This is a genomic window from Sporomusa sp. KB1 (assembly GCF_007830295.1).
Lineage (GTDB): Bacteria > Bacillota > Negativicutes > Sporomusales > Sporomusaceae > Sporomusa.
In genome coordinates this window covers 5,068,041-5,085,874 of the sequence record NZ_VLKC01000002.1, presented here as the reverse complement: position 1 = coordinate 5,085,874, position 17,834 = coordinate 5,068,041, and the positions used below count along the sequence as shown (strand labels likewise).

At 43.8% G+C, this 17,834-nt stretch carries 17 protein-coding genes and 1 other annotated feature (1 of these 18 only partly in view); of the genes, 16 read left to right on the top strand and 1 reads right to left on the bottom strand.

Going from position 1 to position 17,834, the window contains the following annotated elements; translation table 11 throughout:
* Positions 1–255: 255 nt before the first annotated feature.
* The 7 genes from SALPA_RS27400 (at position 256) to SALPA_RS27370 (ending at position 9,010) form a co-directional block, all read left to right on the top strand.
* Positions 256–2,160: an ABC-F family ATP-binding cassette domain-containing protein gene (locus tag SALPA_RS27400; RefSeq protein ID WP_145101499.1), complete on the top strand. Its 1,905-nt coding sequence runs from the start codon at positions 256–258 to the stop codon at positions 2,158–2,160.
* A 28-nt stretch (positions 2,161–2,188) separates the two neighbouring features.
* Positions 2,189–2,524: an arsenate reductase family protein gene (locus tag SALPA_RS27395; protein WP_145101497.1), complete on the top strand. Its 336-nt coding sequence runs from the start codon at positions 2,189–2,191 to the stop codon at positions 2,522–2,524.
* Between the two features lie 366 nt (positions 2,525–2,890).
* Complete coding sequence (locus tag SALPA_RS27390) at positions 2,891–4,429, top strand: radical SAM/SPASM domain-containing protein (RefSeq protein WP_222428140.1); 1,539 nt, start codon at positions 2,891–2,893, stop codon at positions 4,427–4,429.
* A 331-nt stretch (positions 4,430–4,760) separates the two neighbouring features.
* Entirely contained in the window at positions 4,761–6,923 is a 2,163-nt protein-coding gene (gene recQ, locus SALPA_RS27385) for a DNA helicase RecQ (protein WP_145101495.1), read from the top strand.
* Between the two features lie 20 nt (positions 6,924–6,943).
* Positions 6,944–8,242 (top strand): DUF2157 domain-containing protein, encoded by a 1,299-nt coding sequence (locus SALPA_RS27380; protein WP_145101493.1) that lies wholly within the window; start codon positions 6,944–6,946, stop codon positions 8,240–8,242.
* Positions 8,232–8,789 (top strand): GDYXXLXY domain-containing protein, encoded by a 558-nt coding sequence (locus SALPA_RS27375; RefSeq protein ID WP_145101491.1) that lies wholly within the window; start codon positions 8,232–8,234, stop codon positions 8,787–8,789. Before SALPA_RS27380 ends, SALPA_RS27375 begins: the two co-directional genes overlap by 11 nt.
* A 26-nt stretch (positions 8,790–8,815) precedes the next feature.
* Entirely contained in the window at positions 8,816–9,010 is a 195-nt protein-coding gene (locus SALPA_RS27370) for a YwbE family protein (RefSeq protein WP_021170223.1), read from the top strand.
* 269 nt (positions 9,011–9,279) lie between these two features.
* Here SALPA_RS27370 and aroF read toward each other — a convergent pair whose 3' ends face one another.
* Positions 9,280–10,293: a 3-deoxy-7-phosphoheptulonate synthase gene (aroF, locus tag SALPA_RS27365; protein WP_145101489.1), complete on the bottom strand. Its 1,014-nt coding sequence runs from the start codon at positions 10,291–10,293 to the stop codon at positions 9,280–9,282.
* Between the two features lie 558 nt (positions 10,294–10,851).
* Between aroF and nth the strand changes: the two genes are divergently transcribed.
* The 9 genes from nth (at position 10,852) to SALPA_RS27320 (ending at position 17,542) form a co-directional block, all read left to right on the top strand.
* Positions 10,852–11,490, top strand: coding sequence for an endonuclease III (gene nth / locus SALPA_RS27360; RefSeq protein ID WP_145101487.1), 639 nt, complete (start codon positions 10,852–10,854; stop codon positions 11,488–11,490).
* Between the two features lie 61 nt (positions 11,491–11,551).
* Positions 11,552–12,004: an N-acetyltransferase gene (locus SALPA_RS27355; RefSeq protein WP_145101485.1), complete on the top strand. Its 453-nt coding sequence runs from the start codon at positions 11,552–11,554 to the stop codon at positions 12,002–12,004.
* Between the two features lie 279 nt (positions 12,005–12,283).
* The gene (mobB, locus tag SALPA_RS27350; RefSeq protein ID WP_145101483.1) at positions 12,284–12,772 is read left to right on the top strand and encodes a molybdopterin-guanine dinucleotide biosynthesis protein B; all 489 of its coding nucleotides are present in this window, start codon (positions 12,284–12,286) and stop codon (positions 12,770–12,772) included.
* Between the two features lie 20 nt (positions 12,773–12,792).
* The gene (moaA, locus tag SALPA_RS27345) at positions 12,793–13,773 is read left to right on the top strand and encodes a GTP 3',8-cyclase MoaA (RefSeq protein ID WP_145101481.1); all 981 of its coding nucleotides are present in this window, start codon (positions 12,793–12,795) and stop codon (positions 13,771–13,773) included.
* Between the two features lie 248 nt (positions 13,774–14,021).
* Positions 14,022–14,501: a cyclic pyranopterin monophosphate synthase MoaC gene (gene moaC, locus SALPA_RS27340; RefSeq protein ID WP_145101480.1), complete on the top strand. Its 480-nt coding sequence runs from the start codon at positions 14,022–14,024 to the stop codon at positions 14,499–14,501.
* Between the two features lie 3 nt (positions 14,502–14,504).
* A complete protein-coding gene (locus SALPA_RS31745) occupies positions 14,505–14,945 on the top strand; it encodes an MOSC domain-containing protein (RefSeq protein WP_145101478.1) in 441 nt (146 codons plus the stop codon).
* Entirely contained in the window at positions 14,938–15,426 is a 489-nt protein-coding gene (locus SALPA_RS31740) for a molybdenum cofactor biosynthesis protein B (protein ID WP_145101476.1), read from the top strand. The genes SALPA_RS31745 and SALPA_RS31740 overlap by 8 nt, the downstream gene beginning before the upstream one ends.
* A gap of 152 nt (positions 15,427–15,578) precedes the next feature.
* Positions 15,579–17,210 carry a putative manganese-dependent inorganic diphosphatase gene (locus SALPA_RS27325; protein ID WP_145101474.1) on the top strand — a complete coding sequence of 544 codons (1,632 nt, stop codon included), beginning with the start codon at positions 15,579–15,581 and terminating at the stop codon, positions 17,208–17,210.
* A gap of 74 nt (positions 17,211–17,284) precedes the next feature.
* Complete coding sequence (locus SALPA_RS27320) at positions 17,285–17,542, top strand: TIGR03905 family TSCPD domain-containing protein (RefSeq protein ID WP_145101472.1); 258 nt, start codon at positions 17,285–17,287, stop codon at positions 17,540–17,542.
* Positions 17,543–17,597: 55 nt separating this feature from the next.
* Positions 17,598–17,834: a binding site (T-box leader), on the top strand; it runs 13 nt beyond the window's last position.

The window sequence follows — 17,834 nt, the reverse complement described above, 5'->3', positions numbered from 1 at the left end:
CAGCATAGCTGAACCATTGGGGATTCAGGTGGAGAGTCTACTCCACCTGAATTAACGCCGCCTGTAGAGGCGGGAGTCTTGACTCACGTACTAAGATAAATAGCTGTTATTTCAGTTTGTGCAAGCAAAACTAAGGGTATACAGTGTTGAGTAATAATCTAATATACTACTATTTTCCATTAAAGTAAAGAGTATTTCTTCAATAAAGCTGATGTTTATGTTAAAATAAATAAAAATGACGAAAAGGACTAGAACATGAACTTACTATCTCTAGAGAATGTGACGAAAAGCTACGGCGAGAAAGTCTTATTCAGACAAGTTACCTTTGGCATTGACGAGGGCGATAAAATTGGTTTGATTGGCGTCAATGGCACAGGTAAATCAACCTTTTTGAAGGTTATTGCCGGCGTGGATACAGCCGATGCTGGTAAAATAACGACAGGTAACAGCCTGCAGATCGAATATTTGCCGCAAAACCCAAAATTTGATGCGAATGCTACTGTGCTGGAACAGGTTTTCAAAGGCCATTCGCCAGTGATGCAGGTGCTGCGGGAATACGAACAGGTTTTGCTGCAGGCGCAGAATTGTCCGGCAGATGAGGCGGGGCAAAAACGGCTTATTGCATTAAGCCAACAAATGGATGCCAGCAATGCCTGGCAATTGGAAAGTGATGCTAAAACAGTTCTTACAAAACTGGGAATTTTTGATTTTGCAGCTATTGTCAGCACCTTGTCCGGCGGACAGCGCAAACGAATCGCGTTAGCCAGTGCGCTCATTAATCCTGCAGACCTCTTAATCCTTGATGAACCTACCAATCATATTGATAACCAGACGGTGGCCTGGTTGGAACAATACCTGGCCAAACGTAAGGGGGCACTGCTGATGATTACCCATGATCGCTACTTTCTGGACAGAGTGACAAACCGGATTATCGAACTGGATAAGGGTAACCTGTATACCTATCTGGGGAACTACAGCCAGTTTTTGGAATCTAAGGCGGAGCGGGAAGAACAACAGGAAGCCAGCGAGCGTAAGCGCCAGAATATCCTGAGAAATGAGCTGGCCTGGATAAGGCGGGGTGCGCAGGCCCGCAGTACTAAGCAAAAGGCCAGAATTGAACGGTTTGAGGAACTAAGTGCCCAAACGCCTGAATCAGCAAGCGGACAATTGGAAATTACTGTCGGGGCCAGCCGGTTGGGGCGTAAGATTATCGAACTGGAGCATATTAACCAAGAATTTGACGGCAAAACGCTAATTCAGGACTTTAATTATATTGTACTCAAAAATGACAGAGTAGGTATTACCGGACCCAATGGCAGCGGCAAATCCACCTTGCTCAACCTGATTACCGGGAGGTTGACTGCTGATAGTGGGCAGGTGGAGATTGGTCAGACTGTTAAAATCGGCTATTTTTCGCAGGAAAGCAGCGAAATGAACCAAGATTTGCGGGTGATTGAATATATCAAGGAAGAAGCTCACTTTTTACCTACCGCTGATGGTGGTACGATAAGCGCCGGACAGCTTCTGGAACGATTCCTCTTTCCGCCCAGCCTGCAATGGACACCGATTGCCAAGCTGTCAGGCGGGGAAAAGCGTCGTTTGTTTTTGCTCCGGATTCTTATAAGCGCCCCGAATGTGCTCTTGTTGGATGAACCCACCAATGACCTGGATGTGCAGACCCTAAGCATTCTGGAAGACTATCTGGAAGACTTTCCCGGTGCGGTGATTGTGGTTTCTCATGACAGATATTTTCTCGACAGGGTTGTTGAAAAACTATTTGTTTTTGAGGGCCAGGGCAAAATTACACAATATCCTGGCAACTATTCAGATTATCAGGACAAAATCAGTGTGCAGGAAACTGAAAATGCTGATAAAAGCAAAGGTGCAGCAGATAAGAAACCAACAGTGCAGGACAAACCTAAAGAACGGCCCCGCAAGCTGTCTTTCAAAGAACAGCGGGAATATGACCAGATTGAAGAGGTAATCACCAGCGTTGAGCAGGAGCTGGCTCAGGTAGCGGCAGGCATTAATACTGCAGGCAGTGACTTCGAACTGCTGCAGAAGCTTACCGACAGGCAGCAGGAGCTGGAATCCAGGCTTGATGAACTGCTTGAGCGCTGGACCTATCTTAATGAACTGGTGGATCAGTTCGCAAACTAATGGCAACAAAGGAGCTGGTTGGAAGGCGATGAATATACAGATATTTGGCACCAAAAAATGCCAGGATACGAAGAAAGCGGAACGGTATTTTAAAGAACGTAAGCTACCATTTCAGTTTATTGATTTAACCATAAAGGGCTTAAGCAAAGGGGAACTAGACAGAGTAAGGGCAGCTGTCGGTGGGCTGGAAAATCTGATTGATAAAACCGGTAAGGAATATGCCAAACGCAATTTAAAATATCTGGTACACAATGTGGAAGAGGTGCTGCTGGAGCATCCGCTGCTATTACGAACGCCGGTAGTGCGCAATGGTGCTAAGGCCACAGTGGGGTATTGTCCTGAGGTATGGGGCAGCTGGCTGTAAGCTGAGCGGATAAAATAACCGGATTTATTATCTACTAAGGTTGATAAAAAGGCTTTGTTTTCAAAAAGGGTTTTTAAAACCTCTTTTGGACAAGCCTATTTTTATTGCCTACTATCTCAGATATCCTTATATTGTATTTTTCAAAAAAATAAATAATTTAGCAATATATGTTAAAAATAACAGGATTTTTTTCTCATATGTAGAATTATATGTAAAACAGCGTGCACTAGGAGAGTGAACTCGTTTCAGCATAGCTGAACCATTGGGGATTCAGGTGGAGAGTCTACTCCACCTGAATTAACGCCGCCTGTAGAGGCGGAAGTCTTGACTCACGTACTAAGATAAAACCAGGAAGGGGTTTTCAATTTGGAATACAAACCAGTAACTGCTGTTTGGGAAATTACCATGGGCTGCAATATGCGGTGCAAGCATTGCGGTTCAAGCTGCAAAGAACCGTTGCCTGATGAATTAAACACAGAGGAAGCCTTGGGTCTTTGCGATGAGATTGGGGCGCTTGGTTTAAAATGGATTACTCTTTCTGGTGGTGAACCGTTGACGAGAAAGGATTGGCCTTTACTGGCGCAACGACTTCGCCAAAATAATGTAATCCCCGATATCATTACCAATGCCTGGATGGTCACAGAAGATACTGTTGATATGGCAAAAGCCAGTGGGATCGGCACTTTTGCAATCAGTCTTGATGGTTTGAAGGAAACCCATGATTTTATGCGTAAAGAAGGATCCTTTGACCAAATTATGGCGGCATTGGATTTACTGAAAAAAAAGCAAATGACTGCTGGAATTATTACAACCATTAGCAAAAAAAATCTTCCGGAATTACAAGCAGTACGGGATATACTCATTAGTAAAGGCGTAACTGTTTGGCAAATTCAGATTGGTTTACCAATGGGGAATTTTTCAAATCAGAATGATATGCTAATTCAACCGGACGATATCGATAAAATTATTGATTTTTCTTTTGAAACTAGTAATGATTCAGGGATTAGCATCTATCCGGCTGATTGTATTGGTTATTATAATCAAAAAGAAATACAAGTCCGCAGCAAGGCGTACCGTTCTTCCACTACTTTGAAGTGGGAAGGATGTACTGCCGGCAAGCGCAGTTTTGGTATTTTGCATAATGGTGATATTTTGGGCTGTACTTCGATAAGAGACAGGCAATTTATTGAAGGGAACATACGTACAACTTCTCTTACTGACATCTGGAATGATAAGGAACATTTTCAATGGAGCCGTAAACTGAAGAAAGAATCCTTAGCAGGGTTATGTCGTATCTGTCAATATGGTGATACCTGTTTAGGCGGCTGCCCTAATACCCGACTAACTTTAAATGGGGGTATCTATTCTGAAAATACGTATTGTTCGTACAATGCTGCAATAAATAAAGCTGTTGCAAGGGTGCAAGAAATAAGCGAAGCTGAGCTTGCATCGCTGGGAAAAAAGTTTGCTCACAAAGGAAATTGGCAATTGGCTGAAATTCTGATGGCAAAAGTAATCGAAAAAAATCCCCACGATATTGATGCGCTAAATTACTATGGTTATACTAATTTTATGCTGGGGAATTATAAAGAAGCTTGTCAAGCCAATGAAAAAGTTTTAGCTATAGACCCACAGAACGCCTATGCCTATAAAGGCTTGGGCCTGTCGCGCGCAAAGCTTGGCGAATTGGAGGAAGGTATTGGTTTGTTGAAAAAATCAACACATTTGGCAGAGGCAGACTACATGGATACTTACTATGATCTGGCAGTGCTTCTTTATGAAAACGGAAAACTAGAAGAGGCGCGCGCCGTGCTTAATGACGCTGTGCAAAAATCAGAGGCTTTTGCTGCTATGAATAGTAATCTTTGTCGCATAATTTCTCACGCCGAGCAAACCGTAAGGTGAGCTGCCTAGTAGAAACCACCATAAAACAGACACCATTAAAGCATGCATAGTAACCATCACCAAAAAAAAGTCCCTCAACAGGCTCAACAGGGGACTTTTTTGTGATTTACTGCCCGAACTGGTTTATCGTGTATCTTTTTTCATTTTGAAATGTTTGTTTTTGCGTATTTTTTCATAAAAAAGATACTATGTAATTGCAAGGTTAAAATAAACTTTTCAAATTAGATGTGCTATTATAGAATGTAGGTTGTTGGATTAAACCGAAATTGAGACAATTTGGGCTTCAGGTATCTTTTAACAACTACATCAATTTAAAACTGGAGATAAATAAATGTTAACAAAAGCTCGGGAAATATTAAAAAAATATTACGGTTACGACGAATTTCGGCCAGGGCAGGCTAAGGTCATTGGTAGTCTGCTTGGCGGTAAGGACACGGTAGCCATAATGCCGACTGGGGCAGGTAAATCGTTATGCTTTCAGATTCCGGCGATGCTGCTGCCTGGCATTACCTTGGTGGTTTCGCCGCTTATTTCGCTTATGAAGGATCAGGTGGATGCGTTAGCTGGGCAGGGGATACCTGCTACTTTTATTAACAGCTCGCTGACAGGTGCAGAGGCTGGGCGACGGTTGCAGTATATGCGCGCCGGCCGTTACAAACTGGTCTATGTGGCGCCTGAACGGCTGACTGCCGACTGGTTCCAAGCGGCGGTTGGTGAACTTAAAATAAGTATGCTGGCTATTGATGAAGCCCACTGTGTTTCGCAATGGGGCCATGACTTTCGTCCAAGCTATCGAAATGTGGGTACGTTTATTGCCAGTTTGCCTGAAAGGCCGGTAATTGGTGCTTTTACGGCTACTGCCACCCCTGAGGTAAAAAATGACATTGAGAACTTGCTGGCCTTACGGTGGCCACAAGTCCATATAACAGGGTTTGACCGGCCTAATCTCTCTTTTTCCGTCCTACGCGGTGAAAACAAACAGCAGTTTGTTATGAAATATATTAAGGCCAACGCCAATCAAGCCGGTATTATCTATGCAGCTACCCGCAAAGAAGTTGACAGTCTGTATGAATTGCTCAGGAAAAAGGGGTTTGCTGCTGGGCGGTATCATGCCGGGTTAAGTGATCAGGAGCGTATGTCCCAGCAGGAACAATTTCTCTATGATGATATCCGGGTTATGGTGGCCACTAATGCTTTTGGTATGGGGATCGACAAATCCAATGTACGTTATGTAGTGCACTATAATATGCCCAAGAATATGGAGTCTTACTACCAAGAAGCTGGTCGCAGCGGACGGGATGGCGCACCGGGAGAATGCATCCTGCTGTTCGGGCCGCAAGATCCGCTGTTACAACGGTTTTTGATTGATAAATCGGTTGAGCATCCGGAGCGCAAACAACATGAACTAAAGAAACTGCAGGAGATGGTGGATTATTGTCACACTCCTGATTGTCTGCGGCAGTATATATTACATTATTTTGGTGAACCGACGACAAACGAAGGCTGCGGCAATTGTGGTAACTGCATGGCCGATGGTGAACAGGTCGATATTACGGTTGATGCGCAGAAGGTTTTTTCCTGCATTTACCGCATGCGGGAGCGGTTTGGCATTGCGGTTATTGCTGATGTATTAAAAGGATCTAAAAATAAAAAGGTCCAGCAACTGGGCTTCGACCAGTTGCCGACCTATGGCTTAATGGCAGAGCGTACTGTGCAGGACATTAAAACCCTGGTACAACGCTTGCTGGCCACAGGGTATCTACGTTTGACTGAGAGTGAATATCCGGTAGTAAAATTAGAACCGGAAGCGTTTTTAGTGTTGCGCAGCGAGGCCAGAGTTTGGCAAAAGGTATTTACTGAACGTCAGCCAGTGCAGGACGATTCCCTATTTGAACTGCTGCGGCAGTGTCGTAAACGCATCTCTGAGCGGGAGAATATACCACCATTTGTTGTGTTTGCTGACACCACTCTGCGGGAGATGAGCCAGCAGCGACCGGCAGACTTAATTGCTATGCGCCAAATCAAGGGCGTTGGTGAGCTTAAATTGCAAAAATATGGCGGAGAATTTCTGGGGATAATTACTGCCTATCTGGCAGAAAACGTTGCTGCAGCAAGTTATGCAGAGGTGGCTGCTGTTTCGGCGCCAACCAAAAAGGTGACAGCCCAAAAGAGCAGCAAGGCAGATTCTGAACCCAGCCATATTGTAACTCTGGCTATGTATCAGCAAGGCCTTGACTTAGAGGACATTGCCAAGTCGCGGGATTTAACGGTTAACACACTGCAAAATCATCTGGTACGTTGCGCGCAGGAGGGGCATGCTGTTGACTGGGACAGACTTATTCCCACCCAGTATGAAGAACTTATTATTGCCACGATAAAAGAAATTGGCACAGGCCAATTGAGACCACTTAAGGAGGCCCTGCCTGATGGCGTGAGCTACGGTGCCATCAAGGCGGTTTTATGTAAGCATTTTTCTGCGGCAGGCAAAGCGTAGAGGGGGTAAGAAAATTACCGATGATGAATAAGAAAGCAATAGTATGGTTATACCAGCAATTGCCAGAACTTGTTGCTAAGGGCATTATTCCGCCGGAAAGCGCCGATAAGCTAAAAGAGCATTATGGGTCTATAACTGAAAACACAGGTAACAGGACCTTTATGCTGGTCTTTGGTATCATTGGTGCGCTCCTGGTGGGGCTTGGTATTATTTTGATTTTAGCCCATAACTGGGCGCAATTAACCAAGCTGCATCGACTCATGATTTCGGTTGGGCTGCTTGTAACTGCGCAAATTGTAGCTGGCAGCGTACTGTGGTTTAAGCAAAACAGCAGGGCATGGCGCGAGGCGGCGGCAACCTTGCTAATGCTGATGGTTGGTGCCGCCTTGGCATTGGTGGGGCAGACCTACCATCTGGTGGAGGATATGGATGCTTTTATGCTCACCTGGATGCTGCTGTCCCTGCCGCTGCTGTATCTGATGAATTCCGCAGTGGCAGCTGCATTATATTTTATCGGAATAACTGCTTGGAGCGGCGGTCAGTATGGCTTAAGTAAGCAATTTATTTGGGTATTATTCGGTTTAGCACTGCCCTATTGCCGGGGAATGCTTGTCAACTGCCGTCAGGCCAATACTACAGTCATTTTATCCTGGGTGGTAACTATTTGTTTTTATTTTATTTTTGGGGCAGCTTTTTCAAATTATCTGGATTGGCTGGGGCTGCTCATATATAGTGCGCTATTTGCCATAACCTATCTGATTGGAGTAGTATGGTCTAATCAGGGAGAATACAATTGGCGCCTGCCTTTCAAAACGGTAGGCTTGACAGGGAGTATCGGGTTAACCTTTATTTTAACGTTTAATGATGTTTGGCGGCATATGGCATCAGGTTGGCGCTCAGAGTCATTGCCGGCTTATGGATTAGCTGCTGTGCTGCTAATCATGGTGACAGGCGGTACTATTCTTTTGCGCAATCGCAGCGAGCAGGATTTCAGGCGTTTTTCGCTGATACCCTGTGTAATTGGAGTCGCATACTTAATTCAGTTTTACGATGTCAGTGGTACTGGCGCAACCATCATTTTAAATGGTTACCTGTTGTGGCTGAGTATCAGCATTATGGCCACAGGAGTGCGTAACCAGAGTATTGGCGTCGTAAATTTGGGTATGCTGCTGATCGTAGCGCTGATTGTTGCTCGTTTTTTCGATATTGATGTAAGTTTTGTTGTGCGCGGCATAGTATTTGTTTTGGTAGGTCTGGGTTTTCTTGTGGCAAATATTGTTTTACTGCGCCGCAAAGCGGGGTGGCAGCATGAAAAATAGAAAATGGCTGCTAGGCTTATTTATCATTGTCGCTCTTTTGCAGGCAGCTGTACCACTCTTTATGGCTTGGCGCTGGGAGGACGTATTGCAGACTGGCCGGCAGTTTTACTGGCAGACGGCCCCGGTTGACCCCTATGATGCGTTTAAGGGGCGATATGTTGAGCTGCGGTTTAAAGAAACCACAGCTCCTCGCAGTAATAATGCCGACTTGGTTGCAGGACAGCTGGTATATGCTATTATTAGTGAGAATGCAGAAGGCAAAGCTTATATCAGCGGGGTGAGTGTAACTTGTCCGGAAACAGGTTACTACGTAAAAGCGAAAGCCTATGCGAACGGGCAAAATACAATTTATGTTAGCTTACCATTTACGCGGTATTATTTGCCGGAAGATCTGGCTCCTGCGGCTGAAGCTGCTTATCGCGAAAGTGCAGGTAAACAAACAAGTGTGGCAGTTGTTCGTATTAAAGACGGTTATGGAGTTATTGAGCAGCTGTATATCGGTGATAAGACATTACTAGAATTTTTGCAGCAATCGCCGCAAGGGTAATAAACAGGAAGGAGGAGAATACAGTAATGGACGGAACACAACGGAAAAATATTACCCCAGGTGCGAAAGTAAAAATTGTGCAAAAACCGCACCAGCGGACAGGACAGTTAACTGAAGGGATAGTCAAAGATATTTTAACAAGCAGCGCTGTACATCATCGGGGCATTAAAGTCCGGTTAACCGACGGCACGGTTGGCAGGGTTCAAGAAGTTTTGGGTTAGTCTGCTATGAATACCGCTAACGGTCCTTTGTCTTACGTTGAGTCAATGGAATACAAGGAGCGGGGTTTACTTTTGTCATTGCCACAAAAGTAACAAAAGGTCTAGGCCCCAAGCCTCCAAAAGCTGAAAATCCGGGCGATATTCCTAAAATCCGTAAACTCGCTACGCTCAAACAGTACGGATTTTTTAACGGAATATCGCCCGGATTTTCTCCTGCGGAACGCTTTTTCCGGCAAAGGCCGGGGGGTTACGAACTTAGCTCGCCTTTTTTACACAGTGCGATTATCAATGCGGGCAATTTCCCGCAGGGAATTCATAAGTGCGGCAAATCGTTCAGGTTTTATGGATTGCTGGCCGTCGCATTTGGCATTGCTTGGATCTTGGTGAACCTCAATGATGACCCCGTCAGCGCCTACGGCTACAGCGGCCTTAGACAGGGATTCCACCATCCACCACAGTCCGGCCGCATGACTGGGGTCAACGATGACCGGCAAATGACTGAGTCTTTTGATAGCCAGTACGGCACTGAGATCAAGAGTATTACGAGTATAGGTTTCAAAAGTACGGATGCCGCGTTCGCATAAGATTACATTTTCGTTACCGCCAGCCAGAATATATTCGGCAGACATTAAAAGTTCTTCGATAGTTGCACTTAAACCCCGTTTAAGCAAGATGGGTTTAGTAATTTGACCGGCTGCTTTTAAAAGATCGAAATTTTGCATATTGCGTGCGCCAATTTGGATAACGTCAATATCCTCGTGATATTGTTCCAACTGAGATATCGACATAATCTCAGTAACAATGGGCAGACCAGTCGCTTGTTTGGCTTGTTTTAACAGCTCAAGTCCCTCAGCCTGCAGCCCCTGGAAGCTATACGGTGAAGAACGTGGTTTGAAGGCACCGCCTCGCAGAAAGCCAGCTCCAGCGGCTTTAACATCCTGCGCGATACCGACAATTTGTTCGCGGCTTTCAACAGAGCAGGGTCCGGCAATGATGGCCAGCTTGTTGCCGCCGATTGTTTGCGAGCCAACCTTGATTACGGTGTTTTCGGGATGAAAGGTTCGATTGGCCTTTTTGTAGGGCTCTTGTACAGACAGTACTTTTTCGACATACATTTTACTCAGTAAATAGTCGCGGTCAAGCTTGCCAGTATCACCTACAATACCCAAAATCGTCTGAAATTGGCCATAAGTAGGCCAAACACTGCAACCGTAAGTTTCTAACTCCTGTTTTAGCTTTTCAATTTGCTCGGGTGTAGCCGAAGCATTTAATACAATAATCATGAATAGCGCCTCCTGTAATTTTATAGATTTATAGATAAGACTTGGCTTGTGCCAGGTCCTTTAGAAGCCTTAGTCTTTCAGCGAAGGTTAACCTTTCCAGCTGGAAAACAAAAAAACCTAAGACTCAATGAGCCTTAGGTTTTGCTTTCGCAACGTAGCTTGTTAATTGTTAAGGCCTCATAGGCAAATTTCGTATTAAGTTGTTCCACATAAATAAGCCTGCGCCAAAAAAGATGGCCCAAGCAAAAAAATAAAAGTATTGGTTTGTATATAAATTAACATTGGTTATCATAATAAATCACCTAATGTGCAGTATTTTAAATCATGTATTTATTATAGCAGACGATAAGGCGGTGTCAAGCATGTTTGATTATATTAATAAAATTTAATGGTAATGTAAATAAGATACTAAAAGAATGATATATATGTACGCAGTTATTTCCTGTCTGGGAAAGTTAGCTAGTATATCAACGCCCGTAACCGAAACAAATTGACGCAGCCATTATTTACTTATATACTTTACTTTAATGCAGTAACTTTCAGATTGGGGGCAAAGATGTGCGTATTACCAAGGCCATTAAGCAGCAAATGCTGGAGTTGTTGGAAGAACATTATAAGAATACTACCACAGCGCTGCAGTATACAGCGCCATTTGAACTTTTGATTGCAGTAATTCTATCCGCACAGTGTACTGATACCAGAGTAAACATTATTACAGCGCGAATGTTTCCTCATTACAATACGCCGGAAAAAATTCTTAAATTAGGCCAAAACGGACTTGAAAAAGAAATAAGGGATTGTGGTCTCTTTCGGAGCAAAGCAAAAAATATCCTAGCTACTTGCGAAATGTTGTGCCGGGAATTTGACGGACAAGTACCGAATACGTTTAATGAATTAATTAAATTACCGGGGGTGGGGCGCAAAACGGCTAATGTCGTGCTAAGTCAATGGTTTGGTGTGCCGGCGATTGCTGTCGATACCCATGTATTTCGGGTGTCAAACCGCCTCAAGTTAGCAACTGGTGAGACGCCGCTCGCAGTGGAACAGGAACTAATGCGGGCGATACCTAAGGAAAAATGGAGCGACGCTCATCACTGGTTAATCTGGCATGGTCGCAAGATTTGTAAGGCAACCAGCCCAGCCTGTACCGTTTGCCCACTCAATCATCTATGTCCGAGTAATAAAATTAAAATCTGATGCAATCTTGTATAAATATTACCCTGGATGTATAATGATACAAAGAATTGGGGGAATGAATATGATTTTTCGTAAGGCGAAATTTAGTGATGTGGAAGACATCCTTAAATTAATTAATGATTATGCTGAACAGGGGTTGATGCTGGCACGGGCGCGCAATACCCTGTATGAAGGTCTGCGGGAATTCATCCTGGCAGTAGAAGATGGGCAAATCGTTGGTATTGCCGCGTTGCATTTGGTGTGGGATGAACTGGGCGAGATACGGGCACTGGCTATCCATCCTAGCAAGATAAAGACCGGGGTAGGTACTAAAATTGTTGAGATTTTAACAGAAGAGGCTAGAGAACTTGGTATTAAAACCTTGTTTGCTTTAACCTACCAGCCGGGTTTTTTTGCCAAATTGGATTTTGAAGAAGTACCAAAAGAGAGCGTGCCTCATAAGATGTGGAAAGAGTGCATTAATTGTCCTAAGTTCCCTAATTGTGATGAGATTGCTATGGTTAAAAAACTGTAAAAAACGTCCGTGTCAATGAAAAATTTGCCACGGACGTTTTTTGTATATATATTTAGTTGATATGGTCATACTTTGTCTAGGGTTCCTAATAGGTAGAGGAATAGGCAATACCTCCACTCTTCCTTTATGATAAACTGTTATTGTGAGAAAAATTTGTAAATAATGATTTTAGAGGAAGGTTAATTGGGTCTGATGAAGAACTTTTCATAATATAGAGTAATTGATCGGTTTTTGCTGATAATTAAGTTGCTTTAAAAATCACTTTTTAAGGAGAGAATAATGATTCCTATAATATCTGTAGTAGGGCGATCAAATAGTGGAAAAACAACATATTTGGAGAAATTAGTTACTGAATGCAAGCGACGGGGCTATAAAGTTGCAGTTATTAAGCATCATCACAATGACTTTGAGATAGATAAGCCAGGCAAAGATACCTGGCGGCATGCAGAGGCCGGTGCTGATGTAGTGTGTTTGGCTTCACCACATAAAATGGCCATGATTAAAAAGACTGATCAAGAACTGTCGCTTGACCAGGTCGCTGGTTACATAGACAATGTGGATATCATTTTTACCGAAGGGTATAAGCAGGAAGCAAAGTGTAAAATTGAAGTATATCGCCAAGGGAACATTAATGCCCCACTTGGCGTGAAACCAGAACTTTTGGCCGTGGTTTCGGATATTATTGTATATGAGACAATACCACATTTTGCACTTGATGATCCTAGTGCTTTGGCCGATTTTCTAGAAGTAAGGGTACTAAATAAGTAAACAGCAAAGGCGTGAGTGGTATGTTTGACAGCTATAACCGACAAATCCAATATTTGCGGGTTTCTGTAACTGACCGATGTAATTTTCGTTGCGCTTATTGTATGCCGGCACAGGGTGTAAAAATGCTCAGTCATGACGAAATTCTGTCATATGAAGAATTTTTACGGATTATAAGAATTCTTAGCAATCACGGAGTAAAGAAAATCCGTTTGACCGGTGGCGAACCGCTTATTCGTAAAGGCATTATCCAATTTATCCGCGATATTACCGCATTACAAACCATTACGGATATATCAATGACGACGAACGGTAGTCTGTTGGCAGCTATGGCCGGAAAGTTAAAAGCAGCCGGTTTGACACGTGTTAACATTAGCCTTGACACCATTAATCCAAAACTATTTCGGCAAATTACCCGCGGCGGCGATCTTGTCCAGACACTGCAAGGGATTGAAGCCGCTTTGGCGGTGGGACTGACACCGGTTAAACTAAATATTGTACTTACGAATATGATTACTGAACAGGATATTGCTTATTTTGTTGACTTTATACACCGTGAGCCTGTATCGGTCAGGTTTATCGAATACATGCCGATAGGCGAAAGCGCGACTGGTCCTGGCCCGAGTATTGAAGAGATTAAGACTATGATTAATAGTTTCGGGCGGGGAAAGCTAAAGCCCACTATTGATATTTGCGGCAATGGTCCGGCGAAATACTATAATTTGCCACAGGCCAAAGGATCATTTGGTTTCATTACCCCAATCTCTGAACATTTTTGTGGTGTATGCAACCGGATCCGCCTGACTGCTGACGGAAAGTTCAAGCCTTGTCTATTGTCTAATCAGGAGATTGATGTTAAGACTGCGCTACGTAATGGTGCCAGTGACGATGAAATTGCCGAACTTTTTTATCAGACTATTGCCAAAAAGCCGCAGGGCCATACCCTGACAAATCCGGATGAGCCAACACAGTTTTTTCGGAAAATGTCGCAAATTGGTGGATGAGTTAAAAAAGTAGCATAAAAAGGTAGTCTAAGGATAAATTAATTAGGCTTAACTTCTTAACAGTAAGAAGCTAGGCCTTTGTTAGTTTGTTACTAAAATACTTTAGCACCTTCTTTTTTTTGTGTTAGCAGTAGATTAAACTGTTCTAACCCTTACCATGAAAAATAAGTTGCCATAAAATATTGCAGGAATTGTGAAAGAAATGACAGAATATAAAAAAAGATACTTTACTAATGGTGGAGGTAGTCATGGAGGAATTAACACACTTTAATCACGCCGGTAAGGCGCGGATGGTAGATGTAACTGTTAAAGATGAGACCAAACGGGAAGCTGTGGCTGAAGGCCGGATTACTATGAAGCCAACTACTCTTGCGTTAGTGAAACAAGGTGCGATGGGCAAAGGTGATGTTTTAGGAGTAGCTCAAGTAGGGGGGATAATGGGAGCCAAGCGGACCTGGGATTTAATTCCCATGTGTCATCCGCTTTTGCTGACTGGCGTTAATCTTGAATTTACCATTGAAGACGCAGCTAATGCTATTAATATTAAGGCGATAGTAAAAACCACCGGCAAGACTGGGGTGGAAATGGAAGCTTTGACAGCCGTGTCAGTAGCTGCCTTGACGATCTATGATATGTGCAAAGCAGTAGATAAGGCAATGACTATCGAATATGTCCGATTACGCGCTAAGTCAGGCGGAAAAAGCGGTAATTTTGTAAGGGAGGATTAAACAATGCAAGGAAAGATTGTAGCAGTTTGCACCAGCAAAAATAAAGGCGAACGCAAAAAAAATGTCGGGGAGGCTAATCTTTTAGTCGGACTTGGCCTGGAAGGCGATGCTCATGCCGGGTTCCAGCACCGCCAGGTCAGTCTTCTAGCTGTAGAAAGCATTGAAAAAATGCGACAAAAAGGGCTTGATGTTCATCCGGGAGATTTTGCTGAAAACTTGACGACTGAGGGAATTAATTTACCAGCGTTGCCTATTGGTACGAAATTAAAAATTGGTGATGTACTAATGGAAGTCAGTCAAATTGGTAAAGAGTGTCACAACCGCTGCAGTATCTACTATCAGGCTGGTGATTGTGTTATGCCTAAAGAAGGCATATTTGCGATCGTAGTGACTGGCGGACGGGTAGCTAATGGTGATACACTAGAGGTGATCGAAAATGTATAGTATTGGCATTATCACAGCCAGCGATAAAGGGTCACGCGGTGAACGCGAGGATTTGAGCGGTAAGGCTATTGCTGAGACACTGGCACAGCTTGGCGAGGTTAAGCAGTATGTAATTGTTCCTGATGAGCGTGAGGTTCTTAGTCAGGCTATGATTAACATGGCTGACAATGAAAAGATAGATATCATTCTCACTACCGGTGGCACTGGGCTTGGGCCACGGGATGTAACACCAGAAGCTACTTTGGCAGTAATTGACAGACAAGTTCCTGGTATTCCGGAAGTTATGCGGGCTAAATCGCTGGAAAAAACTTCACGGGCGATGTTGTCGCGGGCGGTAGCTGGGTTACGTGGCAAAACGCTTATTATCAATCTTCCTGGTAGTCCCAAAGGTGTACGCGAATGTTTGGAAGTTATTTTGCCAGCGCTTGATCATGGTTTAGCCATTATGAAAGGGGAAGCTGGTGAATGTGCCAGACCTTAATACATAGTTTAATAGTTCAATAACTGCTTGTTCTATTCGTTTAAGGCCAGGTATCTGTTCAAGTTCCTCCATGAGGCTGAATAGGGCCTGGTCATATATATATATATATGAAAAAATTCCAGAAGAGTATAGATTGAGGAGTTGAGAATAGCTTGTCCAAACCAATTTACATAATTGGTCATCGCAATCCTGATACTGATTCTATTTGCTCAGCAGTTGCTTATGCAAATCTAAAAACAGCTTTGGGCGAGCACGTAGTTCCGGCACGGGCGGGAAAGATTAATGCCGAGACTAAATATGTATTAGAACTTTTTAGTGTTCAGCCGCCACAACTTATTTTAGACATATATCCCCGGGCCAAAGATGTAATGCATGAAAATATTATAACAATTCATCCCTGGAACACCTTGCGGAAGCTAGGTCAGCTGATTCAATCCCATAATCTGAAATCCATTCCTGTTGTTGAAAATGGCGGCAAGCTAGTAGGAATAGTCACAGTTAGCGATTTGGCTGAGCGGTATGTCAGTGAACTGGGTATGCAGGATTTACGGGAAACTGGTGTTAACTATGCGGGAATTTTACGCTGCCTTAATGGCACACTTGTGTGTGGTGGGGAGTTGTCACGGATCATTGAGGGGCATGTGAAAATTGCTGCGTCTCATACCAAGACGATGACTAAAGTTATTAAGCCTGGTGATATCGTTCTGGTAGGCAATCGTACCAAGGCTCAACTGGCTTGTATTGCTATTGGTGTATCTTGCCTAATTGTTACTGGTGATTTTGAGGTTGCACCTGAGGTGGAAACTGCAGCTCAGGCGGCAGGCACCTATATCATTAGAGCACCGCAGGATACCTATACCTGTGCACGCTTGATCAACCAGAGTATTCCGGTGCGGAACATCATGAAAACTAATGTTGCTTCCTTTAAACCTGAGGACCTGGTCTCTGATATAAAAAATAGTATTATTCGTACCGGCTACCGCAATTATCCAGTTGTCCAGGCAGGAAATCTGGTGGGGCTTATTGATCGGGACCGGCTGATTGTGCCTGAGCGTGATCAGGTTATTCTGGTTGACCATAATGAACGTTCGCAAGCAGTAGACGGAATAGAAGAAGCCAAAATTGTTGAAATTATTGACCATCACCGATTAGGTGGACTAGAGACTAGTGAACCAATATTTATCAGGCATGAACCGGTAGGGTCGACAGCTACTATTGTGGCTAATATGTACTGGCAGCGGAATGTTCCAATACCTAAGTCGATTGCCGGTCTGTTGTTAGCTGCCATCATCTCTGATACTGTACTTTTTAAATCACCTACAGCAACGAAAAAAGACGGTGATACGGCCAATAAACTAGCCCAAATTGTTGGGCTTACTATTCAGGATTTTGGTATGGCGATGCTAAAAGCTGGTTCAGTCATTGATAAGTTAACACCGGCTGATATTGTGGCTGCCGATTTGAAGGAATTTCAGATTGGCGAATATTATGTTGCCATAAGTCAACTCTCAATTATGGATCCGGAAAGTGTACTTCAACAGCAAAGCCAACTGGAAGCTGCGTTACAGGCCATTTGCAATAAAGAGCCGTATAATATGGCAATATTGCTTATTACGGGCATAGTAGACGAGGCAACATATCTGCTCTACTACGGACAGCCAGCAGGACTGATTGCAGCCGCTTTTGGCGAAGGACGCCCAGATGGCACCTGGTATTTGCCTGGCGTTATGTCACGTAAAAAACAGGTTGTACCGCCATTGATTGATGCTGTTCGCCGGTCGTAAAATAGTAATGTTCACCGTACAGGTTGTATGCTATAATGTTTCCATAATCCATAAGTAGGAAGGAAGAGCGGAACATGAATACTTACATACCCAGCGGTGTGTGTTCAAAAAAGATTGAGTTCCTGGTAGAAGACAATATCGTAAAGGAAATTCATTTTCAATCAGGCTGCCCTGGTAATTTACAGGGCGTAAGCCGGCTGGCAGAAGGAATGACAGTCGATGCGGTTATTACTAAATTAAAAGGGATAAGATGCGGCGCTAAAGCAACTTCTTGTCCTGATCAGCTGGCTCAGGCGCTAGAGCAGTTAATGAGTAAAAATGCGTTAGAATAAATAAGGCTATTGACAGGAATTTTGTTATGTGATATATTCATTGGCAACAGCATATGCAAATGCAATGAATGGGATAAGTAAATTGGCTGCGCTATTATCAGAGAGCCGGGGGGTGGTGTGACCCGGTAGGCGTGCTTATTGAAATACACCTGTGAGCAGCAGGTTGAACGGATTGATTCCAAGTAGACCGCGCCGGATGCCACCGTTATCAGAGGCTAGGGTATCGGAATGTCCTGTACCTGAAAAGAGTGGCTTGCTATTTTAAGCAAGCAGGGTGGTACCGCGAGTAAAG

Bases quoted from the DNA above. Each gene is read 5' to 3' on its own strand.
- mobB (WP_145101483.1), top strand. From the start codon at position 12,284: ATGATTCCTATAATATCTGTAGTAGGGCGATCAAATAGTGGAAAAACA.
- moaA (WP_145101481.1), top strand. From the start codon at position 12,793: ATGTTTGACAGCTATAACCGACAAATCCAATATTTGCGGGTTTCTGTA.
- SALPA_RS27320 (WP_145101472.1), top strand. From the start codon at position 17,285: ATGAATACTTACATACCCAGCGGTGTGTGTTCAAAAAAGATTGAGTTC.
- SALPA_RS27370 (WP_021170223.1), top strand. From the start codon at position 8,816: ATGGACGGAACACAACGGAAAAATATTACCCCAGGTGCGAAAGTAAAA.
- aroF (WP_145101489.1), bottom strand. From the start codon at position 10,293: ATGATTATTGTATTAAATGCTTCGGCTACACCCGAGCAAATTGAAAAG.
- recQ (WP_145101495.1), top strand. From the start codon at position 4,761: ATGTTAACAAAAGCTCGGGAAATATTAAAAAAATATTACGGTTACGAC.
- SALPA_RS27375 (WP_145101491.1), top strand. From the start codon at position 8,232: ATGAAAAATAGAAAATGGCTGCTAGGCTTATTTATCATTGTCGCTCTT.
- SALPA_RS31740 (WP_145101476.1), top strand. From the start codon at position 14,938: ATGTATAGTATTGGCATTATCACAGCCAGCGATAAAGGGTCACGCGGT.
- SALPA_RS31745 (WP_145101478.1), top strand. From the start codon at position 14,505: ATGCAAGGAAAGATTGTAGCAGTTTGCACCAGCAAAAATAAAGGCGAA.
- moaC (WP_145101480.1), top strand. From the start codon at position 14,022: ATGGAGGAATTAACACACTTTAATCACGCCGGTAAGGCGCGGATGGTA.
- SALPA_RS27355 (WP_145101485.1), top strand. From the start codon at position 11,552: ATGATTTTTCGTAAGGCGAAATTTAGTGATGTGGAAGACATCCTTAAA.
- SALPA_RS27400 (WP_145101499.1), top strand. From the start codon at position 256: ATGAACTTACTATCTCTAGAGAATGTGACGAAAAGCTACGGCGAGAAA.
- SALPA_RS27395 (WP_145101497.1), top strand. From the start codon at position 2,189: ATGAATATACAGATATTTGGCACCAAAAAATGCCAGGATACGAAGAAA.
- SALPA_RS27380 (WP_145101493.1), top strand. From the start codon at position 6,944: ATGATGAATAAGAAAGCAATAGTATGGTTATACCAGCAATTGCCAGAA.